Source organism: Micromonospora sp. B006, from assembly GCF_003408515.1.
GTDB classification, from domain to species: domain Bacteria; phylum Actinomycetota; class Actinomycetes; order Mycobacteriales; family Micromonosporaceae; genus Micromonospora; species Micromonospora echinospora_A.
In genome coordinates this window covers 5071310-5091999 of the sequence record NZ_CP030865.1, presented here as the reverse complement: position 1 = coordinate 5091999, position 20690 = coordinate 5071310, and the positions used below count along the sequence as shown (strand labels likewise).

The window sequence follows — 20690 nt, the reverse complement described above, 5'->3', positions numbered from 1 at the left end:
GGCCCGCCGGCGGCGCTGCGTACCATCGCCACGGTGAGCAGCACATCGTCCGACGTCATGGCGGAACCGGCGGCCGACGCCCCGGTTCCGCCGCGGGCCCTCCCCAACGGGCTCGCCGCGTTCCTCGTCTTCTTCTCCAGCGGCGCGGTGCTGGTGCTGGAGACCGTCTCGTTGCGCCTGGTCGGCCCGTACGTCGGGGTGACGCTCCAGGTGACCAGCTCGGTCATCGGCATGGCGTTGGCCGCCATCGCGTACGGGGCGTGGTTCGGCGGGTGGCTCGCCGACCGGCGTGACCCGCGCACCCTGCTCGCCCCGGCGCTGGTGCTGGCCGGCATCGCCACCGCCGTCACGCTGCCGATCGTCAGGTACGCCGGTGAGGTGCTGCGCGGCGGCGCGGCGAGCGCGGTGCTCCTGCTGACCGCGCTGACGGTGGTGCTGCCGGCGGCGCTGCTGGCGGGGATCACCCCGCTCGTGGTGAAGCTTCAGCTCGCCGACCTGCGCCGTACCGGCCAGGTGGTGGGCAAGCTGTCCAGCATCGGCACGCTCGGCGGCATCACCGCCACGCTCGGCACCGGCTTCGTGCTGGTGGCCGCGCTGTCCAGCTCCGTCATCGTGCTGGGGCTCGCTGCCGCGCTCGGGGTGACCGGGCTGGCGCTCGGCGTCTGGCTGCGACGGCAGGCCGGCGCCGGCGGGCCGTCCACGCCGGGCCGGGTCAAGGCCGCGCTGGCGCTGCTCGGTCTCGCCGCCGCCGGGCTCACCGCGGCGGCCCCGAACCCGTGCGACGTGGAGACCGCGTACCACTGCGCCCGGGTCGAGGTGGACCCGTCGTGGCCGCAGGGGCGCACGCTCTACCTCAACTCGGCCGAGCACTCCTACGTCGACCTGAACGAGCCGAACCACCTGAAGTACGCGTACACGCAGTGGATCGGCCTGGTCGCGGACGTGGCGCGGCCGGCGAAGCAGCCGATGGACGCGCTGCACCTGGGCGGCGGCGGCTTCACCGTGCCGAACTACCTGGCCGCGACCCGGCCCGGCACCGACAACCTGGTGTTCGAGCTCGACGGCGGGCTGGTCGAGCTGGACCGGCGGGAGCTGGGCCTGCGCACCGGCCCGCTGATGCGCGCCGAGGTGGGCGACGCGCGGGTGCTGCTGCGTGACGAGCCGACCGACAGCCGCGACTTCATCGTCGGCGACGCGTTCGGTCACCTGGTGGTGCCGTGGCACCTGGCCACCCGGGAGATGGCCGCCGACATCCGGCGGGTGCTGCGCCCGGACGGGATCTACGTGCAGAACGTCATCGACTATCCGCCGGGCCGGTTCATCCGGGCCGAGCTGGCCACTGTGAAGGCCGAGTTCGCGCACGTCGCGCTGATCGCGCCGCCCGGCGCGATCGACGGGGAGCAGGGCGCCAACTTCGTGATCGTCGCCTCGGACGCGCCGCTGCCGCTGGACGCGATCCCGCCCGGGCTGAAGCTGCTGCCCGAGCGGGCCGAGCTGATGGACGAGGCGCGGGTGACCGAATGGGTGGGCGACGCGATGGTGCTCACCGACGACTACGCGCCGGTGGACCAACTCCTGGCGACCGCCTGAACGGGTGACTTTCCTGACCGATTCCGACCGCTGAGGTGTACGAGGGTCGACTTCGGGCAACAGGACCGACCATGGGTGGACCGGTCAGGAACGGCGTACAACTTCTCGGCGAGCGATACCGGCTCGTCGAGCAGTTGGGTGCGGGCGGCATGTCGGTCGTCTGGCGCGGCTACGACGAGGTGCTGGGCCGCCAGGTGGCGGTCAAGGTGCTGGCCTCGCGGCTGGCCAGCGACAAGGCGTTCCGGCACCGGATCCGGGTGGAGGCGCAGGCCGCCGCGCGGCTGTGCCACCCCAACATCACGAACGTGTACGACTACGGCGAGTCTGTGCAGGTCGGCCTGACCGTGCCGTACGTGGTCATGGAGCTGGTCGACGGCGGTCCGCTCAGCGGACGGCTCGGCCGCGACGGGCAGCTTCCCTGGCGGGAGGCCATGACCATCGGCGCGGAGGTCGCCTCGGCGCTTGCCGCCGCGCACGCACGTGGCGTGGTGCACCGGGACGTGACCCCGGGCAACGTGATGCTGACCCCGACCGGGGTGAAGGTCGTCGACTTCGGCATCTCGGCGCTGGTGGGGGAGAGCGACAAGGGGCCGGACGGCGCGCTGCTCGGCACGCCCGCGTACCTGGCGCCGGAGCGGCTGGACAACGGGCACGTCTCGCCCGCCACCGACGTGTACGCGGTCGGGCTGCTGCTGTACCGGATGCTCACCGGCCGCCTGCCGTGGCAGGCCAGCACCACCACCGAGATGCTGCGCGCGCACATGTACCGCGACCCGGACCCGATGCCGCCGGTGCCGGGCCTGCCCGAGCCGGTCGCCGCGCTGGTGCAGCGGTGCCTGGCCAAGCGGCCCGAGGACCGCCCGGCCACCGCCGAGGTGGCCCGTACGCTCGCCGAGGCGGCCGGGATCGCGGCCGTCGTGCCGGTGTCACCGGCGTTCGGCCGGCTGGACCCGGCGCTCGCCGAGAACGCGGGCACCACGATCTTGCCCTGGTCGGCGGAGACCGACGCGCTGCCGTTCTCGGTGGTCCGCACCCGCACGAGGCGGGCGGTGGCGCGGCGGCGCAAGGTGGAGGCCGGGGTGGCCGCCGTCGGGCTGATCGCGGTCACCGCCACGCTGTGGGGGCTGACGTCGCGGAGCCCGGCCAGCGGCGGCGTCGAGCCGACCGAGGCGCGGATGAGCCTGCCGGAGCCGACGCCCTGCGCTGTCGACTACTCGCTGCGCCGTGACACCGGCAAGGAGTTCGCCGCCGAGCTGACGCTCACCAACACCGGCGACCGCGAGCTGCGGGGCTGGACCATGAACTTCACGTTCCCCGGCAAGCAGACGGTCACCACGTCCCAGCCACCGGCGCGGCAGGCGGGGCGTACCGTGTCGATGTCCGCGCCCACCGCGACCCCGGCGCTGGCCCCCGGCGCGTCGGCGAAGCTCACGCTGGCCGGACGCTACACCGGGAGCAACACGCTGCCGGTGGCGTTCACCGTCGGTGGCAAGAGCTGCGACGTGCAGGTGTCCGGGATCGCCGGCTCGGCGCCCACCACCGCGCCGCCGGTCAAGCCGGCCACCAAGTCCACCGCCAAGAGCGGACCGGCGAAGGCCAAGCCGGCGCCGCCGAAATCGAAGCCCAAGGCCGCGCCGAAGCCCAAGGGCAAGGAAGGTCCGAAGGGAAAAGCACAGTAGACCGGCCGAAGGGGGGTGGGCCCGGCAAGGGCAAGGGTCCGAAGAAGGGCTGACCGTTTCAGGTCAGCGCGGCGGCCAGGTCGGCGCGGCGGTCAGGTCAGCGCGGAGAAGCGCTGCACCTGGGAGATGCCGCCCTCCACGATGAGCACGCTGTCCGCCTTCAGCACCGTGTCCGGTCCGACGTACCGGAACGGTTCCCCGGCCTGCTTCTCGCCCACCACCATCACGCCGTACCGGTCCTGCGGCGCGATGTCGCGCAGCGCCCGCCCGACCAGCGGCGCCGGCACCTTGATCTTGGCGATGGCGAAGTCGTCGTCGAACTCGATGAAGTCGAGCATCCGGCTGACGATCAGGTGCGCCACCCGCTCGCCGGTCTCCTGCTCGGGGAAGACCACGTGGTGCGCGCCGACCGAGTGCAGGATCTTCGCGTGCTTCTCCGAGGTGGCCCGCGCCCAGATCTGCGCGATCCCCAGCTCGGCCAGGGCCAGTACGGTGAGCACGCTCGCCTCCAGCGACGCCCCGATCGCGACCACCACCCGGCCGAAGTCCGCCAGCCCGAGCTGGCGCAGCACCACCTCCTCGGTGGTGTCCGCCTGCACCACCCGATCCAGGTCGGCCGACCAGTGCTGGACCCGGTTCGGGTCGTGGTCGATCGCCAGCACCTCGTAACCGAGCCGGGACAGGGACTCCGCCAGGCGCGAGCCGAACCGGCCCAGGCCGATCACCGCGATGCCGGTCTCCTCCGGATGCCTAGCCGACAATGGGTTGCTCCTCCGGGTAGCGGTACAGCCGTCGACGGGTGTTCAACGCGATGGCCGAGCCGAGCGTGAGCGGCCCGATCCGGCCGATGTACATGAGCGCGGTCAGCACGTACTGGCCGGGCGGGGAGAGCTGGCCGGACACCCCGACGGTCAGTCCGGTGGTGCTGAACGCGGAGGTGACCTCGAACAACGCGGCGGCGAACGACACCTGCGAGGTCAACGCGATCAGGCTGACCGTCCCGCCGGCCACGAGCGCGACGCTCAGCAGCGCCACCGTCAGCGCCTGCCGCTGGCTCGCCGCCGCCACCCGGCGCCGTCCGACAGTGGTGTCCGGCTCGCCCCGCAGCTCGGCCCAGATGGCGAAGCCGAGCAGGAAGAACGTGGAGACCTTGATGCCGCCCGCAGTGCTGGCGCTGCCGCCGCCGATGAACATCAGGCCGATCAACATGGGGTAGCTCTCGTCGGTGAGCCGCCCGACGTTGACGACGTCGAAGCCGCCGGTACGGCTCAACGCGATCTGGGTGAACGACGCCAGCAGCTTGCCCGGCACGTCGTAGGTGCCGATCGTGAACGGGTTGGTCCACTCGGCCATCAGCAGGTAGGCGACGCCGAAGACGGTCAGCACCACGCTGCCCCAGACGGTCAGCTTCGTGGCGACCGCCCAGCGTGCCGGCTGCCGCCACTCGCGTACCGCCTCGAACAACGCCGGGAAACCCAGCCCGCCGATGATCGCGCCGACGCTGAGCGGCAGCGCCACCCAGCCGTCGCGGGAGAACGCGATCAGGCCGTCGGAGTAGAGCGCGAACCCGCCGTTGTTGAACGCCTGCACCGAGTGGAACACCGCCGACCAGAGCGCTCGGCCCGGCCGGTAGTCGTACGCCAGGAACAGGCGCGCGGCGATCACCGCCGTCATCAGGGCCTCGGTGACGAAGACGGTGGCCGCGATGCGCAACAGCAGGCGGCGTACGTCGCCGAGGCCGAACTCGGCGGTCTCCGCCTGCACGAGCAGCCGGTTACGCAGGCCCAGCTGGCGGGAGACCGCCAGGATCACCAGCGACGCCCCGGTCAGGATGCCCAGACCGCCGATCTGCGTCAGCACGGTGATCATCACGAGCCCGAAGCCGTTCCAGTAGTTCGGGGTGTCGGTCACCGCCATCCCGGTCACCGACACCGCCGACGTGGACGTGAACAGCGCGGTGACGAACGGGGTGTACCGCTGCTGGCTCGTCGCCCAGGGCAGCATCAGCAGACCGGTGCCGACCAGGATCACCGCCAGGAACCCCAACGGCACCAGCCGTACGGGCTTCCGGAGCAGACGGCGCACCCCGTCATCTTCCGTCCGGAGATTCACCGGCAGGTCAGGAACCGACCAACTGGCGGTCAACCACGCCCGGTCTGCTGTGCGTACCCATCGACGACAGGAGACGGCGTTGCGACGTACCCTTTCCGCCCTCGGCGTGGCCGGCGCGCTGCTCGCGGCGGCCGCTGTGGTGGCGCCGGCCGTGGCCGCCCAGGCCGGCCCGCACCACCGCGCTGCCGGCCCGGACCACCGCGCCGAGCAGGCCCGCGCCCCCCAGCGGCCGATCGTGATCGGTCACCGCGGCGCGAGCGGCTACCGCCCCGAGCACACCCTGGAGGCCTACCGGCTCGCCATCCGGCAGGGCGCCGACTTCATCGAGCCGGACCTGGTCGCGACCAGGGACGGCGTCCTGGTCGCGCGGCACGAGAACGAGATCTCCGGTACGACAGACGTGGCCGCCCGCCCCGAGTTCGCCGCCCGCAAGGCGACGAAGACCATCGACGGGGTCACCGTCACCGGCTGGTTCACCGAGGACTTCACGCTCGCCGAGCTGAAGACGCTGCGGGCCAAGGAGCGGCTGCCGCAGGTGCGGGTCGCGAACACCGCGTTCGACGGCAGGTTCGAGATCCCGACGTTCCAGGAGGTCATCGACCTGGCGCGAAGCGAGTCGAAGGCCCGGGGCCGGACCATCGGCGTCTATCCGGAGACCAAGCACCCCACCTACTTCGCCTCGATCGGCCGCCCGCTGGAGGAGCCGCTGGTCGCGGTGCTGGGCCGCAACCGGCTCACCCACCGCGTCGACCCGGTGTTCGTCCAGAGCTTCGAGAGCGCCAGCCTGCGCAAGCTCGACAAGATGATCGACGTACGGCTGGTGCAGCTCATGGACGCGAGCGGCGCGCCCTACGACTTCGTCGCGGGCGGCGACAAGCGGACGTACGCGGACCTGGCCACGCCCGCCGGACTGGGGTGGATCTCCCGGTACGCCGACGGCATCGGCCTGAACAAGAACCTCATCGTGCCCCGGGACTCCGCCGGACGGCTGCTCGCGCCGACCTCGGTGATCCGCGATGCGCACCGGCAGAAGCTGGTGGTGCACGCGTGGACGTTCCGGGCCGAGAACCAGTTCCTGCCGGCCGATTTCCGGATCGGCGCCGACCCGAACGCGCGCGGTGACATCACGTCCGAGTACGAGCTGTTTTTCGACCTGGGCCTGGACGGCGTGTTCAGCGACCACCCAGACACGGCGGTGGCCGCCCGAGCCGGCCGCTGACCCTGCTCTCTTTCCGGGGTGCCCGCCGTCCCAGCGGGCACCCCGTCCACGCTTGCCGGGTCCATCGCGCTTGCCCGCTCTCGAGATCTTGGTACGAAACGGCCCTCCGAGGGGCCATCCCGTACCAAGATCTCCTCTCGTGGCGGGGCCTCCCCATCGATCTTGGACTTGTGGTGCCTCGCGTAAGCCGCGAAGCGGGCATCTGAGGCGCCACAACTCCAAGATCGGCGGGGCGGGCGGGGCGGCGACGGGCGGGGTGAGGGGTGCGATCGGCGGGGCTCGGCGCGGGGCGGGCGCCACTTCGGGGAAGTGGCTGCTTCCGGGCGGGATGATGCCGCCACCTCGGCGTAGTGGAGCTGATCAGGCTGGCGGTTCGGCTACGTAGGTGCCTCGGCCGGGCTGGCCGGTGATCAGCTCGCGATCGTGCAGCAGCGACATCGCGCGGTAGGCCGTGTTCATGTGGACGCCGTAGGTCTCGGCCAACTCGCGGGTGGAGGGCAGCCTGTCGCCGGGCTTCAGCTCGCCACTCTTGATCTTCGCGGCGATGTCGTTGGCGATACGGCGGAACGGTGCTTCTGCTGTGGGCATGGTGGGACTCCGGTTGGTCCGGCGAATCCGGTCCCGTCCTACCTACACGGGCACTGCGACACGGCGCGCGATGGCGTGGGGCGACATTCCCGGCGACGTGCGCGTGGTGGGTGCGGCCATCCCGGGTCGGTGCGGTTACGTGTCGATGTCCGGCGTTGTAACGAGTGGCCACCCCGTCACGGGGACTTGTGTGCGCCGACCACATAGCCCGTGGGTGACGTCACTTCTAGCGTGAGCCGACAACTGACATTCCTCCTGTCCTCACCTGGAGTCGCAATGACGATCCGGCACACGCGACGGGTGTTCCTTACCGCCGCCACCTCGGTGGCGGTCGCTCTGGCCGCCACGGCCTGTGGCAGCCCGCAGGACACCGCATCCGGCGGCGGCGACGACGCCGCCCCGGTCAAGGTCGGTCTGGTCTACTCCCAGTCCGGCCCGCTCGCCAGCTACGGCAAGCAGTACATCGAGGGCTTCAAGGCGGGCCTCGACTTCGCCACCAAGGGCACCGGCAAGGTCGGTGACCGCACGATCGAGGTGACCGAGGCCGACGACGCGGGCGACCCCGCCAAGGCCGTGTCCGCCGCGAAGGACCTGATCGGCAAGGGTACGAAGATCATCGCCGGGTCCACCTCCTCCGGGGTGGCGCTCCAGGTCGCGCCGATCGCCGCGCAGAACAAGGTGCTGTTCATCTCCGGTCCGGCCGCCACCGACGCGGTGACCGGCGCGAACAAGTACACGTTCCGCTCCGGACGGCAGTCGTGGCAGGACGTGGTGACCGCCCGGTCGTTCATCGGCGACGCGGGCGGCAGGAAGGTCGTCGTGTTCGCGCAGGACGGCGCGTTCGGCGACGCGAACGAGGCCGCCGTCAAGGCCGTCATCGGCGGCGCGGGCGCGAACGTGAGCAGCGTGCGGGCCCCGGCCAGCGCCACCGAGTTCACGCCGTTCGCCAGCCAGATCAAGGCAGCCAAGCCGGACCTGCTCTTCGTCGCCTGGGCCGGCACCACCGCCGGCGCCATGTGGCAGACGCTCGACCAGCAGGGCGTCCTCGCCTCCACCACTGTCGTCACCGGCCTGGACATCCGTGCCTCCTGGCCGACGTTCGGCGCGGCCGGCAGCAAGATCTCGTTCCTGTCGCACTACTTCGACGGCGCCAGCGACACCGAGGCCGCGAAGGCCGCGAAGGCGAAGGTGCCGGGCGGCACGCTCGACCTGTTCCACCCGGACGGGTTCGCCGCCGCGCAGATGGTCGTCCGGGCCGTGCAGGAGGGCGGCGACGACGTGGAGAAGATGGTCAAGGCGCTCGAGGGCTGGGAGTTCGAGGGCGTCAAGGGCACCATGAAGATCCGCGCCGAGGACCACGCCCTGCTCCAGCCGATGTACCAGGCCAAGCTCTCCGGCAGCGGCACCGCCTTCACGGCGACCGCCCAGAAGTCGCTCACCGGTGACGAGAGCGCGCCGCCGGTCGCGCAGATGAAGGGCTGACCCGTGCTCGCCACCCGCGGTCTGACCTGGCGGATCGGTGAGGTCGCCATCGTCGACTCCGTCTACCTCGATCTGGCGCCGGGGGAGTTCCTCGGCGTGATCGGGCCCAACGGCGCCGGCAAGACCTCCCTGTTCAACCTGATCACCGGCCTGCGCCGGCCCACCGAGGGCACGGTTCTGCTGGACGGCGCGGACATCACCGCGCTTCCGCCGCACCGGCGTGCCCGGCTCGGGCTGGGGCGTACCTTCCAGGCGTCCTCGGTCTTCGGCTCGCTGACCGTGCGGGAGAACGTCCGGCTGGCCGTACAGGCACACCGGGGTGGCTCGATGAAGCTGTGGCGGCGGGCGGCGGCCGACCGGGAGGTGGCCGCCGCCGCCGACGCGGCGCTCGACCGGGTCGGCCTGCACCACAGGGGTACGGCGCTCGCCGGCACCCTGGCCCACGGCGAGAAGCGCAAGCTGGAGATCGCGCTGCTGCTCGCCGGGGAGCCCCGCGTGATGCTGCTGGACGAGCCGATGGCCGGGGTGAGCGCCGAGGACGTGCCCGAACTCGTCAGCGTGATCAAGTCGCTGACCGGCGACAGCGGCCGGGCGGTCCTCATGGTGGAACACCACATGGACGTGATCCTGGGGCTGGCCGACCGGATCGCCGTGATGCACCACGGCGCGCTGCTGGCGTGCGACACCCCGGAGACCGTGATGGCGAACGCCACCGTGCAGGAGGCGTACCTGGGGGAGGCCCTCTGATGACCGAACCTGTCCTGTCCGTGGCGGACCTGTCCGTGCGGATCGCCGGGCTGCACATCCTCCAGGGCGTGTCGTTCGACGTCGCGCCCACCGGCGTGACGGTGCTGCTCGGGCGCAACGGCGTCGGCAAGACCACCACGCTGCGCGCGATCGTCGGGCTGACGCCGCGCGGTGGCGAGGTGCGCGGCAGCGTACGCATGGGGGCGCGCAGCCTGCTGGCCCGCCCCACCCACCGGCTGGTCCGCGACGGCCTCGGCTACGTGCCGGAGGACCGCTGCGTCTTCGCCGGGCTCACCGTCGCGGAGAACCTGCGGCTCGCCGAACGGCGGGGTGTCGCGCCCGCGTACGACAAGGTCTTCGCGCTTTTCCCGGAGCTGGAGCGGCGCGGACGGCAACGGGCCGGCTCGCTGTCCGGCGGGCAGCAGCAGATGCTCGCGATCGGCCGGGTGCTGCTCAACGACAACCGGCTGCTGCTGGTCGACGAGCCGACGAAAGGGCTGGCGCCGAAGGTGGTGACCGAGGTGGCCGAGGTGCTGGAACGGGTGGCGGAATCCGTGCCGGTGCTGCTGGTCGAGCAGAACCTGGCGGTGGTACGGCGGCTGGCGACCGACGCGGTGGTGCTCTCCGCCGGCAAGGTCGCCTGGACCGGCGACGCCCAGGAGTTGCTGCTGGAGACCGCGCTGACGAAGTCGCTGCTCGGTGTGGGTTCGGCGGAGGTGCACTCGTGAACACAGTGGTCCTGCTGACGCTGACCGGGCTGGGCCTGGCGGCGCTGTACTTCCTGGTCGCCTCCGGCCTGTCCCTGGTCTTCGGCCTCGCCGACGTGCTCAACTTCGCGCACGGGCTGTTCCTCGGCGTCGGCGCGTACGCGACCTGGTGGGCCTCGGGCAACCTGCCCGGCGCCGGACCGGACGGGTTCGGCTTCGTGCTGGCTGTCGTCTTCGGCGTGCTGGCCGGTTCGCTCGTCGCGGTGCTCGTGGAACTGGTACTGATCCGGCCGCTCTACTCCCGCACCATCGAGCAGGTGCTCGTCACCGTGGGCCTGTCGCTCGCCGGGGTGGCGCTGCTGCAGGCCACCTGGGGCGCCGACCCGCGGCCGTTCCCGCGCCCGGACTGGAGCCGGGACGTCACATCGGTGCTCGGCGCCCAGGTGCCGAACGCCGGGCTGCTGCTGATCGTCGCCGCCGTCGTGGTGCTCGGCGCGCTGCTGGCGTTCCTGCGCTGGACCCGGTACGGCCTGATCATCCGGGCCGGGGTGGAGAACCGGGAAATGGTGACGGCGCTCGGCATCGACGTGCGCAAGGCGTTCACGCTGGTCTTCGCGATCGGCGGGGCCGCCGCCGCGCTGGCCGGCGCGCTCGGCGGCGTCTACTTCGGCACCGTCTCGCCGGGGCAGGGTGGCTCGCTGCTGATCTTCGCCTTCATCGTGGTGGTGATCGGCGGGATGGGCTCGGTGGTCGGGTCCGCGTACGCGGCGGTCGCGGTGGGGCTGCTGCAACAGTTCGTCAACTACTACGGCACGTCCGGGCTGGGCGACCTGTGCGTGGTCGGTCTGCTCGCCGTGGTGCTGCTGCTGCGTCCGCAGGGCCTGGCCGGAAAGGTGGCTCACGCATGACCGAGGTCAAGAGCGCCGAGGCGCCCGCACCCCCGGCGGCGGTGCCGGACGAGCTGACTCCCGGCCGCGCCCGCTGGCACGGACTGCGCCCGTACCTGCCGCTGGTGGCGCTGGTGGTGGCGGCGATCCTGCCGTACTCCACACTGCACCTGCCGGGCATCTTCGAAGGGCCGCTGAACTCGCCGGGAACGCTGCAACTGCTCGCCATCTGCCTGGTCTTCGGCGGGCTCGCGGCCGGCTACGACCTGCTGTTCGGGCGTACCGGAATGCTCTCCTTCGGGCACGCCCTCTACTTCGCCGCCGGGGTCTACGGCACCGACATCCTGGTCACCAAGGCCGGGCTGCCGCTGTGGCAGGCCGCCGTGCTCACGGTGATCGGCGGGACCACGCTGGCCGCGCTGCTCGGCGCGGTGGCGCTGCGGACCGTCGGCATCGCGTTCGCCATGGTGACGCTGGCGTTCGCGCAGGTCGGGGCGATCCTGGTGGCCCGCGACTTCGGCGGCCTCACCGGCGGCGAGGAGGGCCTGCCGCTGGACGTCTCAGGGCTGCCGTCGGCGCTGGTGGGCGTCACCAACACGGTGAACCTGTACTGGCTGGCGCTGGCGTACCTGGCGATCGTGGTCCTGGTGGTGCACCGGGTCAGCGCCTCGCCGACCGGGCGGGTGTTGGCCGGGCTGCGCGACGACGAGCGGCGCATCGGGGTGCTCGGGCTCGACCCGTACCGGTTCAAGCTCGTCGCGTTCACGCTCGCCGGCGGCCTCGCCTCGGCCGGTGGCGTGGTCTACGTGCTGATCGTCGGCGGCGCCAGCCCGCACATCACCTCGTCGGAGCTGACGCTGTCGCTGCTGGTCATGGTGGTGCTCGGCGGCCCCGGCACGCGATGGGGTCCGGTGCTGGGCGGCGTCCTGTACATGTACCTGGACCACCGGCTCACCGCGTTCGGCAGCAGCGAGGCGGTGAACAGCCTGCCCGCGTTCCTCAGCCACCCGCTGAGCCAGCCCCTGTTCGTCCTGGGCACGGTCTTCATCCTGGCCGTCTACTTCTTCCCCGGCGGCCTGGCCAGCCTGAGATCTCGCCTAACCCCCGTCCTGACCGCCCTCCGCCGCCCCCGCTGACCGCTCCCATCCCCCTCCCATCACCCCGTTGATCAAGGAGTTTGTGTCCTGATTCCGCGGTTAGGATGACGCAAACTCCTTGATCAACGGGGAAGCGGGGAAGGGGAGCGGGCATGGGGGAGCGGGAGCGGCGGCTGGCTGTGGTCAGTGGGGGTGGGACCGGGATCGGGGCCTCCGTGGCGCGAGGGCTCGTTGACGACGGGTTCGACGTGATCGTGGTGGGGCGGCGGGGTGACGTGCTCGACTCCGCGGCGCGGCGGATCGGTGCCGAGAGCGGGCGGGACGGGGCGGTCACCGCTGTCGTTGCCGACCTCACCGACCCTGGTCAGGTCGGCGCGGTGGTGGACGCCGTCGGAGAGCGCGCCGTGGACGCCGTCGTCAACAACGCCGGTGGCTACCTCGGCGGGTCCACCGACTCGCTCGACGGGGTGGCGGACTGGTGGCGGGCCAACCTGGACGCCAACGTGCTCACCGCCGTGCTGCTCACCGAGGCGCTGCTGCCCGCCCTGCGCCGCCCCGGCGGCCGGGTGGTCCTGCTCAGCTCGATCGCCGCGCAGCGCGGTGGCGCCGGGCCGTACTCGGCAGCGAAGGCCGCGCTGCACGGCTGGGCGTACGACCTGGCCGCCCAGCTCGGCCCGGACCAGATCACCGTGAACGTGGTGAGCCCCGGCTACGTGGCCGAGACCGAGTTCTTCGGCGACCGGATGACGCCCGAGGGGCACGCCAAGCGCGTCGCCGCCACGCTCGTCGGCCGGGCCGGTGTGCCGGACGACATCGCGGCGGCCGTGCGCTACCTGGTCGGCCCGTCCGCCGGGTACGTCACCGGACAGGTGCTCGGCGTCAACGGCGGTTCCGTCCTCGGCCGCTGACACCCGGAAGGGACGGCGACCCCCGCCGCTCGTGACGCCCGGGACAGCCGCCGTCCCTGGTAGAAATGCCGGATGAGCCAGGATCGGACGGCCGTACGGGAACGCGCCGAAGCGGTACTGCGACGGCTGGCGGGTGACCACGCCCGGCTGCGCGAGGACCAGTGGCGGGCCATCGAGGCGCTCGTGATCGACCGGCGGCGGGTGCTCTGCGTGCAGCGCACCGGCTGGGGCAAGTCGGCCGTCTACTTCGTGGCCACCGCGCTGCTGCGCGAGGGCAACCGGCACGGGCCGACGGTGATCGTCTCGCCGCTGCTGGCGCTGATGCGCAACCAGGTCGAGTCCGCCGCCCGCGCCGGCATCCGGGCCCGCACCATCAACTCGGCGAACCTCGACGAGTGGGACGAGATCACCGCGGAGATCCACGCCGGAGCCGTCGACGTGCTGCTGATCAGCCCGGAGCGGCTGAACAACCCGGACTTCCGCGACGGCGTACTGCCGAAGCTGGCCGCCACCACCGGGCTGCTGGTGGTGGACGAGGCGCACTGCGTCTCCGACTGGGGGCACGACTTCCGGCCCGACTACCGGCGGCTGCGCACGTTCCTGGCCAACCTGCCCGAGCGCACACCGGTGCTGGCCACCACGGCCACCGCCAACGCCCGGGTGACGCAGGACGTGGCCGAGCAACTGGGCGACGCGCTGGTGCTGCGGGGCACGCTCGACCGGGAGTCGCTGCGCCTGGGCGTACTCGATCTGCCGAGCGCGGCGCACCGCCTGGCCTGGCTGGCCGACCACCTGGACCGGCTCCCCGGCTCGGGGATCGTCTACACGCTCACCGTGGCGGCGGCCACCGAGACTGCGGACTTCCTGCGCGGCCGGGGCTGGTCGGTCGCCTCCTACACCGGGCAGGCCGAAGACGCCGACCGGCGGGCCGCCGAACAGGACCTGCTGGACAACAAGATCAAGGCGCTTGTCGCCACCAGCGCGCTCGGCATGGGCTTCGACAAGCCCGACCTCGGCTTCGTGGTGCACCTGGGCGCGCCGCCCTCGCCGATCGCCTACTACCAGCAGGTCGGCCGCGCCGGCCGGGCCGTCGAGCACGCCGAGGTGCTGCTGCTGCCCGGCGTGGAGGACGCGGCCATCTGGCGGTACTTCGCCTCGCTCGCCTTCCCGCCCGAGGAGCAGGTCCGCGCCGTGCTCGCCGCGCTGGACACCGAGCGGCCGATCTCCACCCAGGCCCTGGAACCGGTGGTCGACCTGCGCCGGGCCCGGCTGGAGCTGATGCTCAAGGTGCTCGACGTGGACGGCGCGGTCCGCCGGGTGCGCGGCGGCTGGCTCGCCACCGGCGAGCCCTGGGTCTACGACGAGGCCCGGTTGCGGCGCGTCGCCGACGCGCGCGCCGCCGAGCAGCGGGCCATGCGGGAGTACGCCTCGACGTCCGGCTGCCGGATGCGCTACCTGCGGGAAGGGCTGGACGACACCGGCGCGGCCGACTGCGGGCGGTGCGACAACTGCGCCGGGCCGCTGTTCGACGCAGCCGTCTCCGGCGAGGCGCTCACCGCCGCGCAGACGTTCCTCGGGCGCCCCGGCGTCACGATCTCGCCCAAGAAGCTCTGGCCGACCGGGTTGGACGCGGTGGGCGTACCCCTGAAGGGCCGCATCCCCCCGGCGGAGCAGGCGCTGCCCGGCCGGGCCGTGGGACGCCTCTCCGACCTGGGGTGGGGCGGGCGGTTGCGCGGGCTGGTCGGGCCGGAGGCGCCCGACGGCCCGGTGCCCGACGACGTGGTGGCGGCCGTGGTCGAGGTGCTGAAGGCGTGGGCGCACGGCGACGACCCGTGGCCCCGGCGGCCGGTGGGCGTGGTCGCGGTCGGCTCCCGGACGCGACCGCTGCTGGTCGGCTCGCTCGCCGAGCGGATCGCCGCCGTGGGCCGGCTGCCGCTGCTCGGCCACGTCGTCCCGGCCGGTCCGTCCGGCGGCGGCGGGCCGCGCGGCAACAGCGCCCAGCGGGTACGCACACTGCACGACGCCTTCCGCCTGCCGGACGAGCTGGCCGACGCGCTGCCGGGGCTGGACGGGCCGGTGCTGCTGGTGGACGACCTGGTCGACTCGGGCTGGACCATGGCCATGGTGGCGCGGCTGCTGCGCCGGGCCGGCGCGCCGGACGTGCTGCCGCTGGCGCTCGCCGTGGCCGCCTGACCCGTCGCGGATAGTTCCCGGCGCGGCCGGAATGCGAGCGTCGCCACCGTCGGCGGACCGTCGGCGGACCGGCCCGTGACCGGCGGTACCGTGGGGTCATGACCGAGCAGCTACCCGTCGTCCAGACGTACACCGTGACCGGGATGACCTGCGAACACTGCGTCCGGGCGGTGACCGAGGAGCTGTCCGCGCTGCCCGGCGTCGAGGAGGTCCGGATCGACCTGGCCGGTGGCAAGGCCACCGTCACCAGCGACGCCCCGTTGCCGGTCGAGTCGGTCCGCGCCGCCGTGGACGAGGCGGGTTACGAGCTGGTCGGCGGCGGTGCCTGAGTCCTCGTCCGTCACGTCCGGCCCCGACGTCGTCCCCGACGACGCCGCGGCCGGCGCGACACCGCTCGGCCACGCCGCGGATGCGGGTGACGCTGCCCGGCCCGCGGCGGCCGCGGGCGGCCCGGTCACGGTGGATCGGGAGACGCTGCGGCTGGCCCTGGTGGTGGGCGGCCTCGTGCTCGCGGTGCTGCTCGGCTTCGGGCTCGGCCGGCTGAACGCGCCGGCCGCCCCGGCCCGGTCCGGCGGCCCTTCGGCGAGCGGGACCACCGCGGGCGACGGTGGCATGCACGCCCACGCGCCCGGCACCGGCGCGCACACCCACGACGGCGCCACCGTCACCCAGGGCGGCGGCGACGGCGCGGCCGGGCTGTCCGTCACCTCGGCCGGTTACACGCTGGTCCCGACGAGCACTGAGCTGGCCGCCGGTCGCGCCGGTGAGCTGCGCTTCCAGATCCGCGACGACAAGCGTCGCGCGGTGACCCGGTTCGCCGTGGTGCACGACAAGCCGATGCACGTGATCGTGGTGCGCCGTGACCTGAGCGGCTACCTGCACCTGCACCCCACGATGGCCGCCGACGGCACCTGGTCGGTGCCGCTCGGGCCGCTCGACCCGGGCGCCTGGCGGATGTACGCGGACTTCACCGCTGTCGCCGACGACGGCGGCCAGGTCGCCGTGGTGCTCGGCGCCGACCTGGCCGCGCCCGGCGCGTACCGGCCCCGGCCGTTGCCCGCCGCCGCCACGTCGGCCACTGTCGACGGGTTCACCGCCGCCTACACGGGCACCCCGGAGGTGGGACGGTCGGTGCCGCTGCGGTTCCGGATCACCGGCGCGGACGGCGCGGCAGCGCCGCTGGAGCCGTACCTCGGCGCGTACGGGCACCTGGTCGCGCTGCGCGAGGGCGACCTCGGCTACCTGCACGTACACCCGGAGCCGGTGCGTGACGGCGACGAGGTGACGTTCTGGCTGACCGCGCCGGGGCCGGGAAACTACCGGATGTTCCTGGACTTCCAGGTCGGCGGCGTGGTGCGGACCGCCGAGTTCACGCTGACAGTGGCCTAGCTAGCCGGCGCGGCGGACCGGACGGCGGGCCAGGTAGCGGAGCAGGTCGCGGATGTGGTGCTTCTCCTCGGCGGGCACGCTCGGGTCGGCCAGCCGATCCAGGATCACCCGTACGTCGGCCTCCACCGGACCGTCCTCGGCGCCCCGGCGGCGCGGCACCGGCCCGGCGTCGGGCAGGCCCAGCGCGCGGAACGCGGCCGCCACGGGCAGGTCGAGAGCGGCGCAGAAACCGCGCACCTTGGCGAGTTCGGGGTAGTCCTGCCAGTCGCCGGCCAGCCAGCGGAACACCGTCGAGCGGCCGACTCCGGTGTGGGTGGCCAGATCGGTGACCGTCCAGCCGCGTTCCTCGCGCGCGTCGTCAATGGCCCGGCGTACGAAGCGTGCGAAGGCCATCTGCGGCGAAACGTCTGCCGAACCCATCCCTTCGGATCTGTCCCCTTCCGCCGGTGGCCCGGCTCTGCCGATCGAGCCTAGTACGCCGGGGCGCAGAAGTAACTGACTGATCGGTCCGGAGATCTCGTCGGCGGGACTCGACGACTGCGGAAGCCTGCTTCGGGTAATGCGCTTCGGGTAATAGGCTGAGGAAACCCTGAGAGTCGATGAAGGAGAAGCATGGCCGAGCCGGACCGTCCCGTACCGCATCGCCCCGGCGCGGTGAGCCTCTTCTTCGTAGCCAAGGCCGGCGTGTTCGCGCTGGGCTTCTGGATCTGGCTGCTGGTCCTGGCGGTACGGGGAAGCGAGGCGACAGGCGTACACCTGATCGCCGCGACCGGCGCGGTCTGCACCACGCTGGCCTCGGTGGTGCTGGGAGCGCGGATGGCGTTGCAGCGCAACGCCGCCCTCCGGCATGCCGAGCTGAAGCGGATGCTCGTCGACATCTCGTGGAACGCCTTCGCCGCCGCCGGCAACGCCGACCACCCCGGCGGAAAGGTGGTGCCGTTCCCGGCCGCGTCCGAGGACGGCGAGCGGCCCGCCAACCGCGGCCTCGGTGAGCGCGTGTCGGTGCTGGACCGGGGCGACCGTAACCGGGGTGACCGGGGGCGGTAGCGCGGCCCTCAGGCCCGCTCGGCCAGCAGCGTCTCCAGCCGGGGCGTCACGCCCCACTGGCCGACCAGCTCGCGATACTCGGAACGCTGCCCGTCGGTCGGCGCGCCGGCCGTCCGACGTGCCCGGATGAGCAGGTTGCGCGGCGTGTGTTGGGAGTCGACGAACTCCACCACCTCGGCGCGGTATCCGTGCAGGCGCAACAGCCCGGCCCGCAGGGCGTCGGTCAGCACGTCGGCGAACCGCTCCCGGAGGATGCCCTGCCGGGTCAGCAGCTCGTACGGCTCCGGCGCCGGGCGCGTCCGGAGCTGGGCGGCCAGGTCGTGGTGGCAGCAGGGCGCGGCGAGCACCCAGCGGGCGTCCCAGCGCACCGCCCGCGCCAGCGCCTCGTCGGTGGCGGTGTCGCAGGCGTGCAGCGCCAGCACCAGGTCCGGCGCCGGTTCGACGGGCGCCTCGGCGATGGTGCCGGCCACGAAGCTGACCCGGTCGGCCCAGCCCAGCCGCTCGGCCAGCTCGGTGTTGCGCCGGCGCTGGTCCTCGCGCACGTCCACCCCGACGAGCGTCACGTCCAGGCCGCGCCGGACCAGGTAGCGGTAGGCGGCGAAGGTCAGGTACGCGTTGCCGCAGCCCAGGTCCACCACCCGCAGCGGGCCGGTGAGGTCGTCGGGCAGTGTCGCGGCCAGCGCGCGCAGGAACGCGTCGACCTGCCGGCGCTTGGCCGCCGAGCCGCCGATCTCCCGGAAGAGGGGATCACCCGGGTCGAGCAGCCACTCCTTGGCCCGGTCGTGCCGCTCCGGCTCGCCAACGGTACGGCTGGCCGCCGCGCGGTGCACCTGCGCCTCACCGGACTTCGTCACCCGGAGTTGGAGTGTGGCGTCGGTGGTCTCGACGTGCCAGTTGCCGAACGGCTCGGCGAGCAGTTCGTCCACTGCGGCGTCGGCCTCGGTTCCCGGCGCCACGTTTCGGGTGTGCGGCCGGGACCCGTCGGAGGTGGCGATCTGCAACCGGGGGCCGCCCTTGAGCGCGACCGGGCGCAGTTCCGCGCGTACCACCGAGGGACGCTGCCCACGACGCCGCCCGGCGGCCACCGCCCGGGTCAGTCCCGGCGCGAGCAGCAGCGCCCGTACCTCCGACAGCGCCGAGTCCAACGGCTCCGGCATCCCTACCTGCCTCTCCAGTTTCTCCGCCCACCCCACCGACCTGGTTGATCATGAGGTTGGCCGTACGCGAGCACGGCGTGTCGCGCCGTCAACTTCATGATCACCGCATGGTTCGGCGGTCGTGGGACGGGTACGGCCTCCGGGACCGTGGTCCGGGAGGCCGTTTCCGTCGGTGTGGGTCAGTCGGCGTTGCTGGCCTCGGCGGGCGCGCCGGCGCTGCCGCCACGGCGGCGACGACGGCGACGCGGCTTGGTGGACGCCTCGCCCTCCCCGGTCGCCGGTGCGGCGGCCTCGGCCGCGCCCTCGGTGCTGATCACCGCGGTCGGCTCGCCGGCCACCGCCTCGCCGGCCCGGCGACGCCGCCGCCGACGCGGCGTACGGGTCGCGTCGCCGTCTCCGCCCTCAGCCTCGGCCTGCCCGGCGGGCGCGTCCCCGCCCTCGCTCGCGCGGCTCCGACCGCGGTCACCACGGTCACCACGGTCACCGCGGTCACGGTCACCGCGCTCGCGGCCCCGGCTGTCGCCGCGCCGCGCGCCCCGGCGTGCCCGGCCACCGCCGCCCAGGTCCTCCTCGACCTCGGCGGACAGGCCGGCACGGGTGCGCTCGGCGGTCGGCAGCGTGGCGCTGACGTCCGTCGGGATGGCCAGGTCGGTGTAGAGGTGCGCGGAGGTGTGGTACGTCTCCGGCGGCTCCGGCATGTCCAGCCCGAGCGTCTTGTCGATGATCCGCCAGCGGGGCATGTCGTCCCAGTCGACGAACGTCACCGCGACACCGGTGGCCCCGGCCCGGCCGGTACGGCCGATGCGGTGGGTGTAGGTGTCCTGGTCCTCGGGGCAGTCGTAGTTGATCACGTGGGTGACGCCCGTGACGTCGATGCCCCGGGCCGCCACGTCGGTGGCGACCAACGTGTCGATCTTGCCGGCGCGGAACGCCCGCAGCGCCCGCTCCCGCGCGCCCTGGCCCAGGTCGCCGTGCACGGCGGCCACGGCGAAGCCACGGAAGTCGAGATCCTCGGCGACCCGGTCGGCGGCCCGCTTGGTGCGGGTGAAGATCATGGTCAGGCCGCGGCCCTCCGCCTGGAGGATGCGCGCCACGATCTCGACCTTGTTCAGCGAGTGCGTGCGGTACGCGAGCTGCGTGGTCTGCGGGGACGGGCCGGTCTCGGCGGTGTGCCCGGCGTGGATCGTCACCGGCCGGCGCAGGAACCGCCGCGACAGCGCGACGATCGGGTCCGGCATGGTGGCCGAGAACAGCATGGTCTGCCGGTCCTCCGGCAGCATCGCCAGGATCTTCTCGACGTCGTCGAGGAAGCCCAGGTCGAGCATGCGGTCGGCCTCGTCGAGGACCAGCGCGCGGACCCGGTCGAGCCGCAGGTGCTTCTGCTTCTGCAGGTCCATCAGGCGGCCGGGAGTGCCGACCAGGATCTCGACGCCCTTGCGCAGCGCCTCGATCTGCGGCTCGTACGCCACGCCGCCGTAGATCGGCAGCACCCGGACGCCCCGGGTACGGCCGGCGGCGTCGAGGTCCTTGGCGACCTGGATGCCCAGCTCGCGGGTAGGTACGACGACGAGCGCCTGCGGGACGCCGTCGCTGCCCTCGGACGGGGCGAACACTCGCTCCAGCAGCGGGATGCCGAAGCCGAGCGTCTTGCCGGTGCCGGTCGGGGCCTGCCCGATCAGGTCGACGCCGCGCAGCGCGATCGGCAGCGCGTACTCCTGGATGGCGAAGGCGCGGGTGATGCCGGCGGCGGCGAGCGCCTCGACGGTTTCCTGCCGCGCGCCGAGCGCGGCGAACGTGGGTGCCTCCGGGGGGACCGGAGCGGTGGGGGCCAGTGGCTGGCCGGAAATCTGCTCGCTCATGTGGATGTGGGGGTGCCCTCTCGTGGTGC

Annotated in this window: 19 protein-coding genes; 13 read left to right on the top strand and 6 right to left on the bottom strand. The window is 73.0% G+C overall.

Annotated elements, in window-relative coordinates:
- The first annotated feature begins 57 nt into the window (after positions 1-57).
- Both MicB006_RS22915 and MicB006_RS22910 read left to right on the top strand, forming a co-directional pair.
- Positions 58-1590, top strand: coding sequence for a fused MFS/spermidine synthase (locus MicB006_RS22915; protein WP_192900329.1), 1533 nt, complete (start codon positions 58-60; stop codon positions 1588-1590).
- 71 nt (positions 1591-1661) lie between these two features.
- Positions 1662-3269, top strand: coding sequence for a serine/threonine-protein kinase (locus MicB006_RS22910; protein WP_116508800.1), 1608 nt, complete (start codon positions 1662-1664; stop codon positions 3267-3269).
- A gap of 92 nt (positions 3270-3361) precedes the next feature.
- Here the strand turns inward: MicB006_RS22910 and MicB006_RS22905 are convergent, their stop codons facing one another.
- Together MicB006_RS22905 and MicB006_RS22900 are read right to left on the bottom strand one after the other, a co-directional pair.
- Positions 3362-4030 carry a TrkA family potassium uptake protein gene (locus MicB006_RS22905; RefSeq protein WP_116508798.1) on the bottom strand — a complete coding sequence of 223 codons (669 nt, stop codon included), beginning with the start codon at positions 4028-4030 and terminating at the stop codon, positions 3362-3364.
- Entirely contained in the window at positions 4020-5354 is a 1335-nt protein-coding gene (locus MicB006_RS22900; protein ID WP_116508796.1) for a TrkH family potassium uptake protein, read from the bottom strand. The genes MicB006_RS22905 and MicB006_RS22900 overlap by 11 nt, the downstream gene beginning before the upstream one ends.
- Positions 5355-5460: 106 nt before the next feature.
- Here MicB006_RS22900 and MicB006_RS22895 point away from each other — a divergent pair, with 106 nt between their 5' ends.
- Positions 5461-6600 carry a glycerophosphodiester phosphodiesterase gene (locus MicB006_RS22895; RefSeq protein ID WP_116508794.1) on the top strand — a complete coding sequence of 380 codons (1140 nt, stop codon included), beginning with the start codon at positions 5461-5463 and terminating at the stop codon, positions 6598-6600.
- Between the two features lie 360 nt (positions 6601-6960).
- On the opposite strand, the gene MicB006_RS22890 is transcribed toward MicB006_RS22895, so the two are convergent.
- Positions 6961-7188 (bottom strand): GntR family transcriptional regulator, encoded by a 228-nt coding sequence (locus MicB006_RS22890; RefSeq protein ID WP_073829006.1) that lies wholly within the window; start codon positions 7186-7188, stop codon positions 6961-6963.
- A 276-nt stretch (positions 7189-7464) separates the two neighbouring features.
- On the opposite strand from MicB006_RS22890, the gene MicB006_RS22885 reads away from it, so the two are divergent.
- The 9 genes from MicB006_RS22885 (at position 7465) to MicB006_RS22845 (ending at position 16598) form a co-directional block, all read left to right on the top strand.
- Entirely contained in the window at positions 7465-8670 is a 1206-nt protein-coding gene (locus MicB006_RS22885) for a substrate-binding domain-containing protein (RefSeq protein WP_116508792.1), read from the top strand.
- Between the two features lie 3 nt (positions 8671-8673).
- Positions 8674-9417, top strand: a complete 744-nt coding sequence (locus tag MicB006_RS22880; protein WP_116508790.1) for an ABC transporter ATP-binding protein — start codon at positions 8674-8676, stop codon at positions 9415-9417.
- Positions 9417-10145, top strand: coding sequence for an ABC transporter ATP-binding protein (locus MicB006_RS22875; protein ID WP_116508788.1), 729 nt, complete (start codon positions 9417-9419; stop codon positions 10143-10145). Before MicB006_RS22880 ends, MicB006_RS22875 begins: the two co-directional genes overlap by 1 nt.
- Positions 10142-11032 (top strand): branched-chain amino acid ABC transporter permease, encoded by an 891-nt coding sequence (locus tag MicB006_RS22870; RefSeq protein WP_116508786.1) that lies wholly within the window; start codon positions 10142-10144, stop codon positions 11030-11032. The genes MicB006_RS22875 and MicB006_RS22870 overlap by 4 nt, the downstream gene beginning before the upstream one ends.
- Positions 11029-12147, top strand: a complete 1119-nt coding sequence (locus MicB006_RS22865; RefSeq protein WP_116508784.1) for a branched-chain amino acid ABC transporter permease — start codon at positions 11029-11031, stop codon at positions 12145-12147. The genes MicB006_RS22870 and MicB006_RS22865 overlap by 4 nt, the downstream gene beginning before the upstream one ends.
- Positions 12148-12260: 113 nt before the next feature.
- Positions 12261-13016 (top strand): SDR family NAD(P)-dependent oxidoreductase, encoded by a 756-nt coding sequence (locus MicB006_RS22860; protein ID WP_116508782.1) that lies wholly within the window; start codon positions 12261-12263, stop codon positions 13014-13016.
- Positions 13017-13088: 72 nt separating this feature from the next.
- A complete protein-coding gene (locus MicB006_RS22855) occupies positions 13089-15209 on the top strand; it encodes a RecQ family ATP-dependent DNA helicase (protein ID WP_116508780.1) in 2121 nt (706 codons plus the stop codon).
- 98 nt (positions 15210-15307) lie between these two features.
- Positions 15308-15538, top strand: coding sequence for a heavy-metal-associated domain-containing protein (locus tag MicB006_RS22850; RefSeq protein ID WP_116508779.1), 231 nt, complete (start codon positions 15308-15310; stop codon positions 15536-15538).
- Positions 15531-16598, top strand: a complete 1068-nt coding sequence (locus tag MicB006_RS22845) for a hypothetical protein (protein ID WP_192900126.1) — start codon at positions 15531-15533, stop codon at positions 16596-16598. The genes MicB006_RS22850 and MicB006_RS22845 overlap by 8 nt, the downstream gene beginning before the upstream one ends.
- On the opposite strand, the gene MicB006_RS22840 is transcribed toward MicB006_RS22845, so the two are convergent.
- Positions 16599-17018, bottom strand: a complete 420-nt coding sequence (locus tag MicB006_RS22840; RefSeq protein ID WP_030502923.1) for a helix-turn-helix domain-containing protein — start codon at positions 17016-17018, stop codon at positions 16599-16601.
- A gap of 192 nt (positions 17019-17210) precedes the next feature.
- Here MicB006_RS22840 and MicB006_RS22835 point away from each other — a divergent pair, with 192 nt between their 5' ends.
- Positions 17211-17645 (top strand): hypothetical protein, encoded by a 435-nt coding sequence (locus MicB006_RS22835; RefSeq protein ID WP_116508777.1) that lies wholly within the window; start codon positions 17211-17213, stop codon positions 17643-17645.
- Positions 17646-17653: 8 nt separating this feature from the next.
- On the opposite strand, the gene MicB006_RS22830 is transcribed toward MicB006_RS22835, so the two are convergent.
- Both MicB006_RS22830 and MicB006_RS22825 read right to left on the bottom strand, forming a co-directional pair.
- The gene (locus MicB006_RS22830) at positions 17654-18802 is read right to left on the bottom strand and encodes an SAM-dependent methyltransferase (protein ID WP_116508776.1); all 1149 of its coding nucleotides are present in this window, start codon (positions 18800-18802) and stop codon (positions 17654-17656) included.
- A 179-nt stretch (positions 18803-18981) separates the two neighbouring features.
- Positions 18982-20661 (bottom strand): DEAD/DEAH box helicase, encoded by a 1680-nt coding sequence (locus MicB006_RS22825; RefSeq protein ID WP_116508775.1) that lies wholly within the window; start codon positions 20659-20661, stop codon positions 18982-18984.
- Between the last annotated feature and the right edge of the window lie 29 nt (positions 20662-20690).

Excerpts from the sequence above, each read along its gene's own strand:
- MicB006_RS22855 (WP_116508780.1), top strand. The coding sequence starts at position 13,089 with ATGAGCCAGGATCGGACGGCCGTACGGGAACGCGCCGAAGCGGTACTG.
- MicB006_RS22840 (WP_030502923.1), bottom strand. The coding sequence starts at position 17,018 with ATGGGTTCGGCAGACGTTTCGCCGCAGATGGCCTTCGCACGCTTCGTA.
- MicB006_RS22910 (WP_116508800.1), top strand. The coding sequence starts at position 1,662 with ATGGGTGGACCGGTCAGGAACGGCGTACAACTTCTCGGCGAGCGATAC.
- MicB006_RS22825 (WP_116508775.1), bottom strand. The coding sequence starts at position 20,661 with ATGAGCGAGCAGATTTCCGGCCAGCCACTGGCCCCCACCGCTCCGGTC.
- MicB006_RS22850 (WP_116508779.1), top strand. The coding sequence starts at position 15,308 with ATGACCGAGCAGCTACCCGTCGTCCAGACGTACACCGTGACCGGGATG.
- MicB006_RS22835 (WP_116508777.1), top strand. The coding sequence starts at position 17,211 with ATGGCCGAGCCGGACCGTCCCGTACCGCATCGCCCCGGCGCGGTGAGC.
- MicB006_RS22875 (WP_116508788.1), top strand. The coding sequence starts at position 9,417 with ATGACCGAACCTGTCCTGTCCGTGGCGGACCTGTCCGTGCGGATCGCC.
- MicB006_RS22885 (WP_116508792.1), top strand. The coding sequence starts at position 7,465 with ATGACGATCCGGCACACGCGACGGGTGTTCCTTACCGCCGCCACCTCG.
- MicB006_RS22915 (WP_192900329.1), top strand. The coding sequence starts at position 58 with ATGGCGGAACCGGCGGCCGACGCCCCGGTTCCGCCGCGGGCCCTCCCC.
- MicB006_RS22890 (WP_073829006.1), bottom strand. The coding sequence starts at position 7,188 with ATGCCCACAGCAGAAGCACCGTTCCGCCGTATCGCCAACGACATCGCC.
- MicB006_RS22830 (WP_116508776.1), bottom strand. The coding sequence starts at position 18,802 with ATGCCGGAGCCGTTGGACTCGGCGCTGTCGGAGGTACGGGCGCTGCTG.
- MicB006_RS22865 (WP_116508784.1), top strand. The coding sequence starts at position 11,029 with ATGACCGAGGTCAAGAGCGCCGAGGCGCCCGCACCCCCGGCGGCGGTG.
- MicB006_RS22860 (WP_116508782.1), top strand. The coding sequence starts at position 12,261 with ATGGGGGAGCGGGAGCGGCGGCTGGCTGTGGTCAGTGGGGGTGGGACC.